Raw genomic sequence first — 14515 nt, forward strand, 5'->3', positions numbered from 1 at the left:
ATGCAAGAGAACATCGTCGGGCTGCTCAAGCACCTGCAACGAAACGGCGTGCAACTGGCGCTCAATGCGCAGGGCCAGTTGGTCTCGCAATCGGCGCGCGAGGCAATCACCGCCGAGCTGGGCGAACTCATCCGCCGCCATCGCGACGCCATCGTGCGCTGCCTGCGGGCGCGCCAGGCGTTCGAGGCGCCGATCGCCGCGCGCGGAGCCACTGGTGGGCCGTTGTCCTCGTCACAGAGCGGGTTGTGGTTCATCGAGCAGTACGAGGAGCGCTCGCACCTGTACAACATGCCGGTGTTCTTTCGTCTGCGCGGCGCGCTCGATGTGGCGGCGCTCGCGTTTGCCTTCGATGCACTGGTTGCCCGTCATGCCAGCCTGAGGACGCGCTTCGTGCGCGACGAGGCCGGGCACGGCCGGCAGGAGATCCTGCCGCACCGCGGTTTCGCCTTGCAGCAGGAGGATTACCGCGCGCTGCCCGAAGCGGTTCGCGAGGCGCGGGTCGCCGAACGGGTGCGAGCGGAAATCGAGCGGCCGTTCGACCTCGCCAGTGGCGAGCTGACCCGCGTACACCTGCTGCGCCTGGCCGACAGCGAGCATGTGCTGCTGATCAACCAGCACCACATCATCTCCGACGGCTGGTCGGTGAAAAACCTCTTCGCCGAGCTGAAAACCGCGTTTCTCGCCTATCAGAACCGCGAGCCGTTGAGCTGGGGCGAGCCGGCGCTGAATTTCATCGACTACGCGCACTGGTTCAACTCGCCGAGCTTTCGCCAATACCACGACGAATACCGCGCGTTCTGGGTCGAGCGCCTGCAGGGCATCCCCGAGGTGCACAGCCTGCCGCTCGATCACCCGCGCCCGGCGCGCCAGGGCAGCGCCGGGGCCGTCGTCTTCAGCCGCCTGGACAACGCCCGCTGGGCGCGCTGGTGCGCCCTGTGCCGGCGCTACAACACCTCGCCGTTCATTGGCCTGCATGCGCTGTTCGCCCTGTTGCTGGCGCGCCACAGCGGCGAACGCGACATCGTCGTCGGCACGCCGCTGGCCTACCGTGAACGCCCGGAAATCGAGGGGCTGCTGGGCTTTTTCGTCAACACGCTGGTGTTGCGCACCCGCTTGCCGGAGCGCCAGCGCTTCTGCGATTACCTGCTGCAATGCCGGGAAGACGATCTGGCTGCCTTCGATCATCAGCTGTTCCGCTTCGAGGCGCTGATCGAGGCGCTGGGGCTGGCGCGCCATACGGCGATCAATCCGGTCTTCCAGATCATGCTGGTGTACCAGGCACGGGTGGATTTCGACGACCTGATCCCCGGTTGCAGCGCGCTGGAGGAAACCTCTCCGGCGCTGCCGGCCAAGACCGATATTTCGGTCAAGGTGACCGAGCTGATGGACGAGGTGCGCATCGACTGGCTTTACGCCACGGCGCTGTTCGAACGCGCCACCATCGAAGATTATGCCGCGCGGCTGCTGTGCCTGCTCGATGCGGTGCTGGAAGACCCCGAGGCCGATATCTGGCGCCTGCCGATGACCCGCGCGGCGGATCTGGCCGCGCTCGATGCCCGCGTGCAGGCATTGCCCAGAGGCTACCCGGCAGGCCAGACCGCGCTGGGCGCGTTCGAGGCGAGGGGGCGCGCGCAGCCGGATGCGCCGGCCCTGTTCGCTGGCGAGCCGATCAGCTATGCCGAGCTGGATGCGCGGGCCGGCCGGCTGGCGCACTGGCTGGTCGGGCAGGGCGCCGCGGGGCGTCGGGTCGGCATCCTGACACGGCGCGAGAACGCCTTTGCCGAAGCGCTGCTGGCGGTCTGGAAGGCGGGGGCGGCCTATGTGCCGCTCGACCCCGCGCAGCCGGCCGAGCGCATCGCTCATATCGTCGCCGACGCCGAGCTGGCCCTGGTGCTTGGCACCGGCGAGGCGGCGTTCCCGTCCGTCGCGGTGCGTTGGGTCGACATCGCCGCGCCGGCCCTGCTGGCCCAGCTGGCGAGCTATCCGTCTCGTTCGCCAGCACTCGAGGCGGACCCGCAGGCGTTGGCGCAGGTGATCTACACCTCCGGTTCCACCGGCCAGCCGAAGGGCGTGATGATCGAGCACGGCGCCTTGCTCAATCTCTTGCGCGATCACGGCCGGCGCCTGCAGATCGGCCCCGGCGACCGCATGCTCGACTGCATGTCGCTGTCCTTCGACGCCGGCAACATGTGTGCGCTGCTGCCGCTGGTGCACGGCGCGGCGTTGCTCTGGGCCGAGCCGGACGAGCGCCTGCTCGATGCCATCGCGGCGAGCCGCGCCACGCACATGATTTTCGCCACCGCCGTGCTCGCAGCCTTGCCCTACAGACGCTTGCCCACGCTAAAGGCCGTGGGCTTCGGCGGCGAGGCGTGCCCGGCCGCGCTGGTCGAGCGCTGGGCCGGGGAGTTCCGCCTGATCAACATGTACGGGCCGACCGAGGCGACCGTCACGGCGCTGACCTGCGAGCTGGCTGTGGGCGCGCGGCCGAGCATCGGCCAGCCGATCGACGGCATGCAGGCGCTGATTCTCGACGAGCAGGGCCAACCCTGCCCGCCGGGCGTGCCTGGCGAGCTGTGCCTGGCCGGGCTGGGCCTGGCCCGCGGGTATCTGAACCAGCCGCAGCGCACGACGCAGGCGTTTCGCATGCATCGGCTCGCCGGTCGTGAGGTGCGGCTGTACCACAGCGGCGACCGCGCACGGCAACGGGGCGATGGATGCTTCGAGTACCTCGGGCGGCTCGACGAGCAGATCAAGCTGCGCGGCTATCGCATCGAGCCTGGCGAGATCGAGGCGCAACTGACTGCCGCCTGCCCGGCCCTGCGGCAGGTCAAGGTGGTGCTTACCGGAGAAGGGCGGCGCCAGGCGCTGGTGGCCTACGCGGCGGTCGATGCCATGCGGCGCCCCTCGGCCGATGCGCTGTTGCAGGACGTGGCGCGCCGTCTGCCCGACTACATGGTGCCGGCGCGCCTGGTGTTGCTCGAGCAGCTGCCGCTGACCGCCAACGGCAAGCTGGACGGGCGTCGCCTGCCCGCCGTCACGCTCGACGCCGAGCCGGCGGTGCCAGCGGCCGGCGCGCTGGAGGCCGAGGTACTCAGGCTCTGGCAAACGGTGCTGGAGCGCCCCTGCGGCGTGGAGTGCGACTTCTTTGCCCTCGGTGGCGACTCGATTCTGAGCATCCAGCTGACTACCCGTTTGCGTGAGGCCGGGCATGCCTGCAGCGTGCGCGAAGTGTTCGAGGCGCGCACGGTACGGCGACTGTGCCGCGTGCTGGGGCAACCGCGCGAGGTGCAGGCGGTGGTCGCCGAACAGGGCGTGCTCGATGACCAGCCCTTTGCCCTGCAGCCGATTCAGCAGTGGTTTTTCGAGCAGCCCTTCGCCTCGCCGCAGCACTGGAACCAGGGCGTGGTGGTCAGCCTGCCGGCGGCAGTCGGCGTCGCCGAGTTGATGGACCTGATGCGAGCGCTGCTGCAGCAACACGATGCGCTGCGCCTGGCGGTCACGCCGGACGGGCAGCGTTACCTGCCGCATGTACCGCTTCGGCGCCCGGCTGAGCTGGACGCCGCCGAGCTCGGTGCGGAAGGCTTGCAGGCGGCCCTCAGTGCGCTGCAGAGCCGGATGCAGCCCGAGCAGGGGCGCACCCTGGCCTGGGCGCTGATCGAGCGGCTGCCCGGTGGCGGTCGCGGGCTGTTCGTCGCCTTTCATCACCTGGTGATCGATGCCGTGTCCTGGCGCATCCTGCTCGACGACCTGGCTCGCCTGGCCCGCGGCGAAGCGTTGCCGCCGAAGACCAGCAGCTACCGCCAGTGGGGCCGGGCGCTGGAGGCCTATGCGCAGCGTGCCGAACATCAGCTCGACTACTGGCGTGCCCTGGTCGCGGGCATGCCACGCCAGGCGCCCCCCGGCTGGCCCCGTTCCACGCAGGCGCAGCAGCATGCGCTCAGGCTCGATGCGGCGCTCAGCGCGCGGCTGAGCCGGGACATCGCGCGCCGCCACGGTGCCGACCTGCGCGAGCTGCTCCTGGCGGCGCTGACCCGGACCCTGCATGAGCTGGGCTTCGGGCCTCGGCAGTGGATCATGCTCGAGGGCCACGGGCGCGAACCCATCGACCCGAGCCTTGACCTCAGCCGTACCCTGGGCTGGTTCACCAGCCAGTTCCCCGTCGCCCTCGACGACCGGCCGGACTGGGCGGCGCTGGTCGCCGAGGCGGTGGCCTGCGTGCGCGCGGTGCCGGACAAGGGCGTGGGCTATCTGCCGCTGCGCCAGCGCTGGCGCGAGGCGCTGCCCTTGCCGCTGATCGCGCTCAACTACCTGGGCAGCTACGGTAGCGGTGGCGGCGACTGGCAAGCGCTGCCGCTGGCGCCGGGGCGGCCGAGCGCTACGGACAACCCGTCGGCCGAGCTGGTCAGCCTGCATGGCGGCCTGTTCGATGGCTGTCTGGTGCTGCGGCAGATCGGTTGCCTGCAGGCGGAGGCGAGCGAGCGCCTGCTCGATCGTCTGCGCGGCAATCTGCTGGCGCTTGCCGAGTCCGAGGAGCCGTCCCATGCCTGTGCTTGAGCGGCAATTCAGCGAGCGCTTCCTGCACAGCGCCGGCCGCCCGGCCCTGGGCTGCCTGGGCGCCTACTTCAGCTATGCCGAACTACAGGCGCGAGTGGCCGCCATCGCCGTGCAGCTGCGCGGGTGCGGGTTGGTGGCCGGTGATCGCGTCGGCCTGCATCTGGCGCGCTCGCCCGACCTGGTCGCCGCCGTGCTGGCCTGCCTGCGCGAAGGGTTGTGCTTCGTCCCCCTGGAGCCGGAGTTTCCGTTGCGCCGGCTGCACGCCATCGCCACCGAAGCGCAACTGGCGCTGGTGCTGCAGGACGAGCCAGTGGCATTTCCGGTGCCGACCTGGCGGCTGCGTCCGGGGCTGTCGGGCGAACTGGAATGGCCCGAGCAGGACGAGGGGCTGCCGGCCTACATGATGTTCACCTCTGGCTCGACCGGCCGGCCCAAGGGTGTGGTCATCGGCCGCGCCGCGCTGGCCGGTTTCCTCGATGCGGCGACGCGGCGCATCGACCTGTCGCCTGCCGCGCGCTGGCTGTTCATCACCACGCCGGCGTTCGATATCTCGCTGTTGGAGATGCTCGGCCCGCTATGGGTCGGCGGCTACGTGGAGGTGGCCTGTGCGCCCGGAAACAAGGACCCGGTCGCGCTGGCCGCGCTGCTAGCCGCGCGCAGTGACCTCGACGTGTTGCAGGCCACCCCGGCGTTCTGGCGGATGCTGTTGGCGGCGGGCTGGCCGGGCAACCAGCGGCTGCTGGCGCTCTGCGGTGGCGAGGCCCTGGACGCGACCCTGGCCGAGCGCCTGGCCGGCTGCGTCGGGCAGCTGTGGAACTGCTACGGGCCGACCGAAGCGACGGTCTGGTCGATGATGGCCAGGGTCGGGTCGCCACCGGCCATCGGCGGCGTGCCTCTGGCCGGCACGCTCGACGGCTATGGTCATCTGGTGCTCGACGAGGCCGGCTGCGAGGTGCAGATCGGCGACGAAGGTGAACTGTGCATCGCCGGTCGCTCGCTGGCCGAAGGCTATTGGGCGCGCGACGAACTCACTGCCGCCGCCTTCATCGATCACGCGGGGCGGCGGCTGTATCGCACCGGCGACCGCGTGCAATGGCTCGGTGCGGACCGCTTCGCCTATCGCGGCCGCCAGGACGACCAGATCAAGTTGCGCGGCTTTCGCATCGAACTCGGCGAGGTCGAGGCCGCGTTACGGGCAATTGCCGGCGTGCGTGACGCGGCGGTGAGGCTGCTCGGCCGCGGCGAACAGGCCGGGCTGGTCGCCTACGTGGTGCCGGTGGCGGGCGCTGAACTCACGCGGGTTGGCATTCGCCGGGCGCTGCTGCAGCAACTGCCGGCCTATATGGTTCCGGCGAAGATCATGCTGCTCGACGACCTGCCGAGAACGGCCAGCGGCAAGATCGATCGCAAGCGCCTGCCGGAGCACGTGTGAGAAGAATAAATCGAGGCGGAGCCGAACTGGCGGCGCCCGCCTCGATGACGTGGTCGTTCGGCCTGGCTTCGAGGCGCGTTCGGGCGTCAGACGACGGCCGGTCTCGGCGCGCCGTCTTGAGCCGCCAGGCGCGCGGCCTCGCGGTTGGCGTCCAGCGCAAGCCAGTCGGAAACCAGGGCCGGCACATCCTCCCGACGCCAGAGTTCGCCCAAGACGTCCTCGGCGGTCAGCGGCCGGTCCGCTTCGCTCAGCAGCCGCTGCCTGGCCCGGTCCAGGGCGTCGCGCTGCCGTGCGGTCAGGCGGCGGACGGCGGTGATGCCCTCGTTGTACAGCTGCAGCAGTTGCGCGTCGGTCTTGTTGTAGAAGCGGCGGTCATGACGGTTTCTGATTTCGTGGCGAAACTCGGCAAAGCTCCGCGGTTGCCAACTGGCCAGTTCTTCTTCGGCGCGACGGATCAGGCTCTGGATATCCTGGATTTCATCCGGCGTGAACAACGCCCCGTCGCGCTCGGTGACCCCGGCATGCCAGCGCAACAGCGTGGTGAGCATGGCGCGGCTGTAGCCGCTGTTGCTGGAGTGCTCGGCCGCCGAGGCCAACTGGTCGATCAGCGCGGCACGCTGTGGCATGTCGTCCTGCAGGTTCAGCGCGCCGCAATAGCGCGCGCAGGCCTGGTCCTCGATGAGTGCGCAGTCGGCTTGCCAGAGCACGGCGCTTTCGCTGCCTCCGCCTGGTTTTCGCGGCACGAAGTGGCGCTGCTCACCGTGGTGCTCGTAGGGGTCACCCTCGAGATTGAGCAAGCCACCCAGCAGCAGGGATATCCCGACTGCCGGAGCGCTGAACAGCGCCACTACCCCGGCGGCTGCCAGTTTCCACTCGGCATCCATCCAGACGAAGGGGACCCCGGGGATGGGATCGTTGTGGTTGACCAGACGGTGGTGAGTGAGGCCGCTCGCCGCCTGGACGAAGGCCCGGTCGGCGGCACGAGGGGCGCCGAAGGTGTAGAGCTGCGTATCGGGCGTCCAGTGCTGGTTCACCCATTCGGCGAGAAGCAGCGCAACGGCTCCGCCGAGGCTGTGCCCGCAGATAACGACGCTCTGCTCCATATAGAACGCTTCCATATAGCGTTCGACGAAGGCCTTGGCAGCGTTGAAGCCGTTATAGAAGCCGCGATGTGCTTGGCCGGTACCGTCCTTGATCGGTACTTGGCGGGCATCGGCGTCGAGCAAGAAATCCTCCAGCTCAAGCGTGCCGCGCACCGAAATGAGCATGACCTTGTCGCTGTGCGTAATGAAGGCCTGGGTGTTGGATTGTTCGTCGTGCAGGAAATGGACATCTTCCGGGGTGCGCCAGCCTTTCAGCGCCTCATCCTGATAGCGCTCCGGGTCGTAAGGCATGATTTCCAGACGCTTTGAATAAGGCACCTCCTCGTAGATCAGGTCATAGCGGGCGCTATCGAACAGTTGCGATTTCTGCAGTTGCGCCAACTGCTCGCGTAGAACATGCCCAATCGAGCCCGGTCTGGTGTAAGGGGGAGGGCTGGAGGTATAGGCGATGCCCGGTTCGCGAGGCTTGCTGAACGGGGCGTAGGCGAAAGTGCTCATCACGGCCAGGTGGTAGGCATTCAAGGCACAGAACGCCTTGCTTTGCGAAAACAGTGGGCTGTAAGCGCGTAGCGCCTTCACTTCCAGCACATGGTGGCTGTTCGAAGCGAGCGCTACCCCAGGCTGCTCGCGGGCAGGGCCGGCGTTTTGCTTGAGCATGACCGACGGCCGCGGGCCCCATGTCGCGTCGGGCTCTGGTAGATGAGCCTTGGCATCAGCGAAGTCACTGACTTCTACGCGATGAAAGACGGCATTCTCCTGCCTTGCGCGTGCTTCGGCGAGATAAGTCCGGCCGTCTGGCCCGCGCGGGCCGGAGGGAGATTGTTCGGCTGCTATTTGTAGTGCGGTTAGGGGGAGCGGGAAAGCGTCCCTGAGAGAAAGTTCTTCATACCAAGGATCTGCATATCGCGACAGCTTGTCCGAAAGGTCAAGAACTAAGGGGCCGCAATGAGTACTGGCTATTAGCGCAAATCCCTCGCCGTCTAAATTACCTTCCAATGTCTGATCATGCCTATCGTGAAGCAGATACCGTAGGCCGGCAAAGGGGCGGCCATCTCCGTGTTCATCTACCAATCGAAAGCTGACCTTGTGATTCTGTAGCGGACATTCGAGGCCCTCCTTGGCCGTGCTATTCATCCCTGTTTACTCCTTGCAGTTTGGGTATACGGTGCAATCTAGGCCGTTCATTTTGAATTTTTTAAATACAGGTGGTTTTTGGCATCGTTGCCATCCTGTTTTGGGTAGGCAGGGCTTCCATCCTGTTGGCGTATTTATCCAAGTGTTTTTCCGAGATGGGCGCTCCGCTGAGTTGACTTTAAATGACAGCTGAACATGTTTTGCTGGAAGTTCAAGGCGGGGTAAATACGCCCCTGCATTTTCGCAGATCAGCAGTTTGCTGATCTCGCCTTGTCTGGATTGCGCTCTACTAAGTTGAAAGAGCCATGTACATTCCGCCGTCTTGCTCAATGTACCGCTTGCGTCGAAGCCTGGAGCGCCCTCAGGCAAGGTGTCGACCAGTAACAGGCCACCGTTGTCATAGGTGCGCTGCCAATCCTTGTCGCCGTAGCGACCGTGAATGAACAGACCGACGCGTGCCAGCTGCATTGCGCAGAGGCCATCGCGGTAGCTGACCGGGATCCGGAATCGATACGCGTGAGGTGTGTCTTCGAAGTCGCGCTGGAAGGAACGCGTCTGGCTACGGCCATCGCAGCCGTTGGTGACGCTGTAATGGGCCTGCGCCTTTATTGCGAAGTCGGCAGGAAGTTGGCCTTCTAGCGTGAAACTCTGGCCTGTAAGCGGGGCGAGCGAGCCGCAGCCGGAGAGAAAACTGGCGAGCAGGCCAATTGTCAGCAGGTCCGGTATAGGGCGGTGTATAGGGGGCTGACGGGTGCTGTTGATTTTTTCCATCCGTGATCACTCTGTACAGTTTGGGTAAACGGTGCATTCACGGTTATTCATCCTGAATTTTCGAAAGAGGGGGCGTGCTGTACACAGTTCTTCGTAATGTGTGCCCCATCGTCCAGTGCAGGGTTTCCAGCCGTGTGATGTTTCTAACCAGTACCCTCGCAAATAAGGTTTTTCTTTAGTGTTGGTTTCTATGTTGAGCTTAACGGTTTTGTTAGTTAATTCACTATATTCCAGGTAGGCTCCTGCGTTATTGCAACTCAATAGTTTGCTTACTTCGCCCTTTCTGGAGCGCGCCTTGCTTAGTTGAAAGAGCCATGTGCACTCCGCCGTTTTGCTCAAGGTGCCGCTCGCGTCGAAGCCTGGAGCACCCTTGGGCAAGGTGTCGACCAGCACCAGACTGCCGTTGTCGTAGGTGCGCTGCCAATCCTTGTCGCCGTAGCGACCGTGAATGAACAGACCGACGCGTGCCAGCTGCATTTCGCAGAGGCCATCGCGGTAGTTGACCGGGATCCGGAATCGATACTCATGAGGCGCGTCCTCGAAGTCGCGCTCGAAGGAGCGTGTTTGACTGCGGCCTTCGCAGCCATTGGCCACGCCGTAATGTGCTTGGGCCCTGATTGCGAAGTTGGCGGGCAGTTGGCCTTCGAGCGTGAAGCGGTTGCCAGTAAGCGAGGCGCAGCCGGCTAGCATGCTGTAGCTCAGGCCGATTACGAGTAGTGAATGGACATGGCGGAGGGGGTTTGGCGAGACTGGCCGCGGTTTCGGTGCGACGGCAGTATTGATTAGATCCGAAGTTACGCGACGAATCTCCTGCTCGTATTGATTGAAAAAATATGGAGAGTACTGGCGCTGTGTGCCTGTTGATCGACAGGAGATCCACAACATATTAAAAAAGCAGTAAACCATCTCGATGGTGCTTATTGTCATCCCTGATTATTCCGTGCAGTTTGGGTAGACGGAGCATTCCCGGCTTTGCATTTTAAATTTTTGGAAGGTTGGTGGGCTTTGACAGCTTTGCCAACCTGGTTTAGGCAGGCAGGGCTTCCAGCCTCCGCGAGTTTTTATCCAGGTGTTAACTTTTGCTGGTTCTTCGTTCTGGCTTAACTTAAATGACAAGCTAACAATTTTGTCCGGTAATTCGCTTGTAACTAGGAATGCGCCGGCGCCTTTGCAAGATAGTAATTTGTCAATTTCGCCCTTGCGCGATATCGCCGTGCTCATTTTGAACAGCCATGTGCACTCCGCCGTTTTGCTCAAGGTGCCGTTCGCGTCGAAGCCTGGAGCACCCTTAGGTAAGGTGTCGATCAGTACCAGGCTGCCGTTGTCGTAGGTGCGCTCCCAATCCTTGTCTCCATAGCGACCGTCAATGTACAGGCCAACACGCGCCAGCTGCATTTCGCAGAGGCCATCGCGGTAGCTGACCGGGATCCGGAATCGATACGCGTGAGGTGTGTCTTCGAAGTCGCGCTCGAAGGAGCGTGTTTGACTGCGGCCGTCGCAGCTATTGGCCACGCCGTAATGTGCTTGCGCCCTGATTGCGAAGTTGGCAGGTAACTGGCCTTCGAACGTGAAGCTGTCGCCTGAGAATGAGGGCAGCGTTCCGCAGGCGGTGAGCAAGCTGCCGATTAAGCTGGCTACGAGCACGTGTCGGAAAGGGGGGGACATATGCAGAGTTTTCGTATAAGTGACCAGATTTCTGTGCTCGCGGCTATCTTTAAATTGCCTAATAGTTATGTGCAGTTTGGATAAAAAATGCATTCATGGCCGTTTAGCTGGAATTTTTTAAAATTTGGGGTGGCTTGGCAGCGTTCTGACTGCTCGGTCCCCTTGCATGGGCGCCAGCCATTATCTGTTTTTATCCACCTGCGGTTAACTGATGGCTCTTCTTCTGCGTTTACGGTGAAAATCAGGCGAACCATTTTGTTAGGGAGATCATTGCTTGCTAAGTAAGCTCCCGCATTTTTGCAGTTCAGCAATTTACTGATCTCGCCTTCTCTAGAACGGGCTCTGCTGAGTTGAAAGAGCCATGTACATTCCGCCGTCTTGCTCAATGTACCGCTCGCGTCGAAGCCTGGAGCGCCCTTAGGCAGGGTGTCGACCAGCACCAGGCCGCCGTTGTCGTAGGTGCGCTGCCAATCCTTGTCTCCGTAGCGACCGTGAATGAACAGGCCGACGCGTGCCAGCTGCATTGCGCAGAGGCCCTCGCGGTAGCTGACCGGGATCCGGAATCGATACGCGTGAGGCGCGTCCTCGAAGTCGCGCTCGAAGGAGCGTATTTGACTGCGGCCTTCGCAGCCGTTGGTGACGCCGTAATGTGCTTGGGCCTTGATTGCGAAGTTGGCGGGCAGTTGGCCTTCGAGCGTGAAGCTCTCGCCTGCAAGGGGGGCGAACGAGCCGCAGCCGGCGAGGAGGCAGGCGACTAGGCCGATGGTCGTCAACTGCGGGGCATGGTGGGTCATGGGTGACTCGGCTCCAGGCGGGCAACCGATCTCTGGCAGCGATCGAAGTGTTGCGCGGGGGACTCGGTGGCTTGAGGCGTCCAGAACGGTTGCGCTGCCAGGGCCGGCTGCAGGCGGCACTGCAGCAGGAAGCGTTGCTGCTCGGGCGTGTGCCATCCCCACTGCTCGGCCTGGGTCAATTGCTCGTCGAGCCAGTCACCCAGCACGACCTGCTCGGCCAGCGTCGTGGTATGGGCGGGATGCTCCTGCCAGAGCCACTGCAACAGGTTGTGATGGCGGATTTGCCGCGAGACGTCCGCTGGCTCTGGGAGTTCGAGCCAGGGTGTTGCGAACGGGGCGGGGCAGGGCCCAGGGCTGGGGTTGTCGAATGTCGACCACGCGTGACCGTCCCAGCACAGTACGCTGACTAGCGGTCCCAGCAGCGGAGCGCGCTGTTCGGGTGCCAGGGCGCCGAGGTGTCGGGCGATGACGCGGTTGTCCTGAAACCGGTACAGGGCACGCTGGCCTTGGTCTTCGATCAGCATGCGTGCCTGCCAGTGGTCCTGCAGGGTGTGAAGGTCGATCCGATCGGCACTGGCCAGCCACCCCCAGTTGCGTTCCGGGGCATCGAGCAGCGGCTGGAGTGCAGCGACGTCCGCTTCGCTCAGCTGGATCAGCCAGGGACCGGCGTCCGCCAGGTCGGCGAATGCGGTGCCTCTGTATAGGTTGAGGTAGTCGTGCATCAGGTCGGCCGCGAACAGCTCCCTGATGGGGTCGGGTTCCGCCAGGCTGTCGACGATCAACAGCAGTTGCCGTTGTTGCTGCTGTTGCTCATCCAGCCACCGATCCACGTAGTCGTTCATCGGGCCGCTCCCGTGTCGCAAAGGCCTTCGCGACACGCCTCGCAGAGCGGGCAGCGGCTGGCGCCGAGCTGGCGGGCCTTGCGGGCGATCTGCAGTTGGGCATTGGCCAGTGCGAGCTTCGGACGAGCGCCGGCCTGGTCCGTTTCGGCGGCGTTGGGCCTTGCGGGAGCCTGTACCTGGATGCCAGCCCCTTTCCCGGCTGCGCCGCCGGAGTTCATCCGGATGGTCGCGCCGCTTAGCGTCACCCCGCTGGGGTCGAGCTTGAGAAAGCTGCCGCCGCCTGAGGCGCTGAGTTCCATGCCGGCGTCGATGACGACCTTGCTGCCGGCGTAGTAGTGAATCTCGTTGCCGGCTTCGACGAATTGCCCGGCGCCGATCTTCAGGTGCTGGCTGTTACCGATGGTGAGGTGGTCGTTGGCGCGGACTTCGGTCTTGCGGTCGGCGTGGGTGGTGCGGTGTTCTTCGGCCTTGAACTCGCTGTGGCTGTTGGCCTCGACGGTGTCGTGGCGTTCGTGGCCGACGCGGATCTTCTGGTCGTGCTCGATGTTCTCGTCCCAGTCGCGCTGGGCGTGGAGGTAGATCTGCTCTTGGCCCTTACGGTCTTCGATGCGCAGTTCGTTGTAGCCGCCACCGCCGGGTGAGCTCAGCGTTTTGAACACGGTGCGGGTCTTGTTCGCCGGCAGCTCGTAGGGGACCACGTGCTCGGCGTGGTACAGGCAGCCGGTCACCAGCGGTTGATCGGGATCGCCTTCGAGAAAGGTCACCAGTACTTCCATGCCGACCCGCGGAATCGCGATGCCGCCGTAGCGGTCGCCGGCCCAGCTGGAGGAGACGCGCAGCCAGCAGCTGGTCTTGTCGTCGGCCTGGCCTTCGCGGTCCCAGTGGAACTGGACCTTCACCCGGCCGTACTCGTCGCAGTGGATCTCTTCGCCGGCGGGTCCCATGACGACGGCGGTCTGGCTGCCGAGGACCTTGGGTTTCGTGTGGCGCAGGGCCGGACGGTAGGGAACGGTCCAGGGCGTGGCGGTGAAGTGGTTGCGGTAACCCTGGTGGAACTCGGTGGCGGCCAGTTTCCCCTCACCCCAGCCCTCTCCCCGGCGGGGAGAGGGGGTTGCACTGTGCAAGTTGGGCGCGCTGGTGATCGATTCCTCCAGCACCTGCGGCTGCTTGCCTTCGTGGAGCACCTCGTCCAGCAGCCAGAGCTGGTTCCAGTCGGCCCTCGGATGCTCGGTCAGCTCGAGGAAGTGACCGCTGACCAGCGAGGGCTGATCGCTCTCGCCCTCGGCCCGTTCGTAGTCGTGGCGGTGGCGTTCCAAGGCGCGTTGGGCCAGGTGCTTGCCGCGGCTGCGGTCGACGAAGCGGCCGGGGTAGTCGTAATCCTCCAGGTCCGGCTGGAAGTCACTCTGAAAGGCGGCCTCCATGGTCAGGCGCGGTTTCTCGAAGTCGTAATCCCGACGGATCACACGGCTGGTGCGAGTCTCCAGGCGCAGGCCGAAGCGCTTGATCACCGGCTGATCGGCGACCAGCCCGGAGTCCTGCTGGTAGGCCACCGGCGCCAGCGTGGGAAACACCGTCTGGTCGTCGCCAAACACCAGCACATGGCCGTCGGCGCTGTGCTGGAAGTGATAGTGGATGCCTTCCTCTTCGCAGAGGCGTTGGATGAAATGCAAGTCGCTCTCGTCGTACTGCACGCAGTACTCGCGTTCGGGATAGACCACCGGGCCGAGGTCGAAGCGATGGCCGACGCCGGCGAGGATGCCGTGCTCCTCGAGCACCCGGGCGACGATCTGCGGCACGGTCAGCTGCTGAAAGATGCGCTGGTTGCTGCGGTGTGCGAGGTAGGCGAGCTGCGGCACCAGCGTCAGGCGATAACGGGTCAGGCGTTTGCCGGACTCGCCCTGGGCGATGCGATGGACCAGGCCGTGAATGCCGGCCCCGTCCGGGGCGAAGGCGAGAAACGCCGGTTGGTGCAGCAGCGACTCCAGCTCCAGGTCGGGGCGTTCGCTGACCAGTTCGACCTCGAAGGCGAAGGGCGTGGAGAGCGCCTCGCGGCCGCGGAATTCGAGCACCTGCAGGTCGTGCTCGACCGGCAGCTGCAGGCTGAAATGGGGGTGGTTGGCCGGGTTGAACATTCCTTGTTCCTCCGTCAGTCCGTTGAGCGGTAAGCGGCCAGCTTTTTACGGCGGGACGGCAGCGGCAGAGCGTACCGGTCGAGGTTTG

The 14515-nt window shown here is 64.7% G+C and carries 9 protein-coding genes; 2 read left to right on the forward strand and 7 right to left on the reverse strand.

What is annotated here, in order from left to right; all coding sequences use genetic code 11:
- Both AC0KXH_RS05515 and AC0KXH_RS05520 read left to right on the forward strand, forming a co-directional pair.
- Positions 1–4554 carry an amino acid adenylation domain-containing protein gene (locus AC0KXH_RS05515; protein WP_488224309.1) on the forward strand — a complete coding sequence of 1518 codons (4554 nt, stop codon included), beginning with the start codon at positions 1–3 and terminating at the stop codon, positions 4552–4554.
- Positions 4541–5986: an amino acid adenylation domain-containing protein gene (locus tag AC0KXH_RS05520; protein WP_488224310.1), complete on the forward strand. Its 1446-nt coding sequence runs from the start codon at positions 4541–4543 to the stop codon at positions 5984–5986. The genes AC0KXH_RS05515 and AC0KXH_RS05520 overlap by 14 nt, the downstream gene beginning before the upstream one ends.
- An 86-nt stretch (positions 5987–6072) precedes the next feature.
- On the opposite strand, the gene AC0KXH_RS05525 is transcribed toward AC0KXH_RS05520, so the two are convergent.
- From AC0KXH_RS05525 to AC0KXH_RS05555, 7 genes are all read right to left on the reverse strand, one after another.
- Entirely contained in the window at positions 6073–8223 is a 2151-nt protein-coding gene (locus tag AC0KXH_RS05525; protein WP_488224311.1) for a lipase family protein, read from the reverse strand.
- A 6-nt stretch (positions 8224–8229) separates the two neighbouring features.
- Entirely contained in the window at positions 8230–8994 is a 765-nt protein-coding gene (locus AC0KXH_RS05530) for a hypothetical protein (protein ID WP_234292957.1), read from the reverse strand.
- A 6-nt stretch (positions 8995–9000) separates the two neighbouring features.
- A complete protein-coding gene (locus AC0KXH_RS05535) occupies positions 9001–9921 on the reverse strand; it encodes a hypothetical protein (RefSeq protein ID WP_488224312.1) in 921 nt (306 codons plus the stop codon).
- A 6-nt stretch (positions 9922–9927) separates the two neighbouring features.
- Entirely contained in the window at positions 9928–10659 is a 732-nt protein-coding gene (locus AC0KXH_RS05540; protein ID WP_200293243.1) for a hypothetical protein, read from the reverse strand.
- A 65-nt stretch (positions 10660–10724) separates the two neighbouring features.
- Complete coding sequence (locus tag AC0KXH_RS05545; protein ID WP_488224313.1) at positions 10725–11453, reverse strand: hypothetical protein; 729 nt, start codon at positions 11451–11453, stop codon at positions 10725–10727.
- Positions 11450–12295, reverse strand: a complete 846-nt coding sequence (locus tag AC0KXH_RS05550) for a DUF4123 domain-containing protein (RefSeq protein ID WP_488224314.1) — start codon at positions 12293–12295, stop codon at positions 11450–11452. Before AC0KXH_RS05550 ends, AC0KXH_RS05545 begins: the two co-directional genes overlap by 4 nt.
- Positions 12292–14427 (reverse strand): type VI secretion system Vgr family protein, encoded by a 2136-nt coding sequence (locus AC0KXH_RS05555; RefSeq protein WP_488224315.1) that lies wholly within the window; start codon positions 14425–14427, stop codon positions 12292–12294. Before AC0KXH_RS05555 ends, AC0KXH_RS05550 begins: the two co-directional genes overlap by 4 nt.
- Positions 14428–14515 lie beyond the last annotated feature (88 nt).

Source organism: Stutzerimonas sp. CXK-1, assembly GCF_057738225.1.

Bases quoted from the DNA above. Each gene is read 5' to 3' on its own strand.
- AC0KXH_RS05515 (WP_488224309.1), top strand. From the start codon at position 1: ATGCAAGAGAACATCGTCGGGCTGCTCAAGCACCTGCAACGAAACGGC.
- AC0KXH_RS05520 (WP_488224310.1), top strand. From the start codon at position 4,541: ATGCCTGTGCTTGAGCGGCAATTCAGCGAGCGCTTCCTGCACAGCGCC.
- AC0KXH_RS05525 (WP_488224311.1), bottom strand. From the start codon at position 8,223: ATGAATAGCACGGCCAAGGAGGGCCTCGAATGTCCGCTACAGAATCAC.
- AC0KXH_RS05530 (WP_234292957.1), bottom strand. From the start codon at position 8,994: ATGGAAAAAATCAACAGCACCCGTCAGCCCCCTATACACCGCCCTATA.
- AC0KXH_RS05535 (WP_488224312.1), bottom strand. From the start codon at position 9,921: ATGACAATAAGCACCATCGAGATGGTTTACTGCTTTTTTAATATGTTG.
- AC0KXH_RS05540 (WP_200293243.1), bottom strand. From the start codon at position 10,659: ATGTCCCCCCCTTTCCGACACGTGCTCGTAGCCAGCTTAATCGGCAGC.
- AC0KXH_RS05545 (WP_488224313.1), bottom strand. From the start codon at position 11,453: ATGACCCACCATGCCCCGCAGTTGACGACCATCGGCCTAGTCGCCTGC.
- AC0KXH_RS05550 (WP_488224314.1), bottom strand. From the start codon at position 12,295: ATGAACGACTACGTGGATCGGTGGCTGGATGAGCAACAGCAGCAACAA.
- AC0KXH_RS05555 (WP_488224315.1), bottom strand. From the start codon at position 14,427: ATGTTCAACCCGGCCAACCACCCCCATTTCAGCCTGCAGCTGCCGGTC.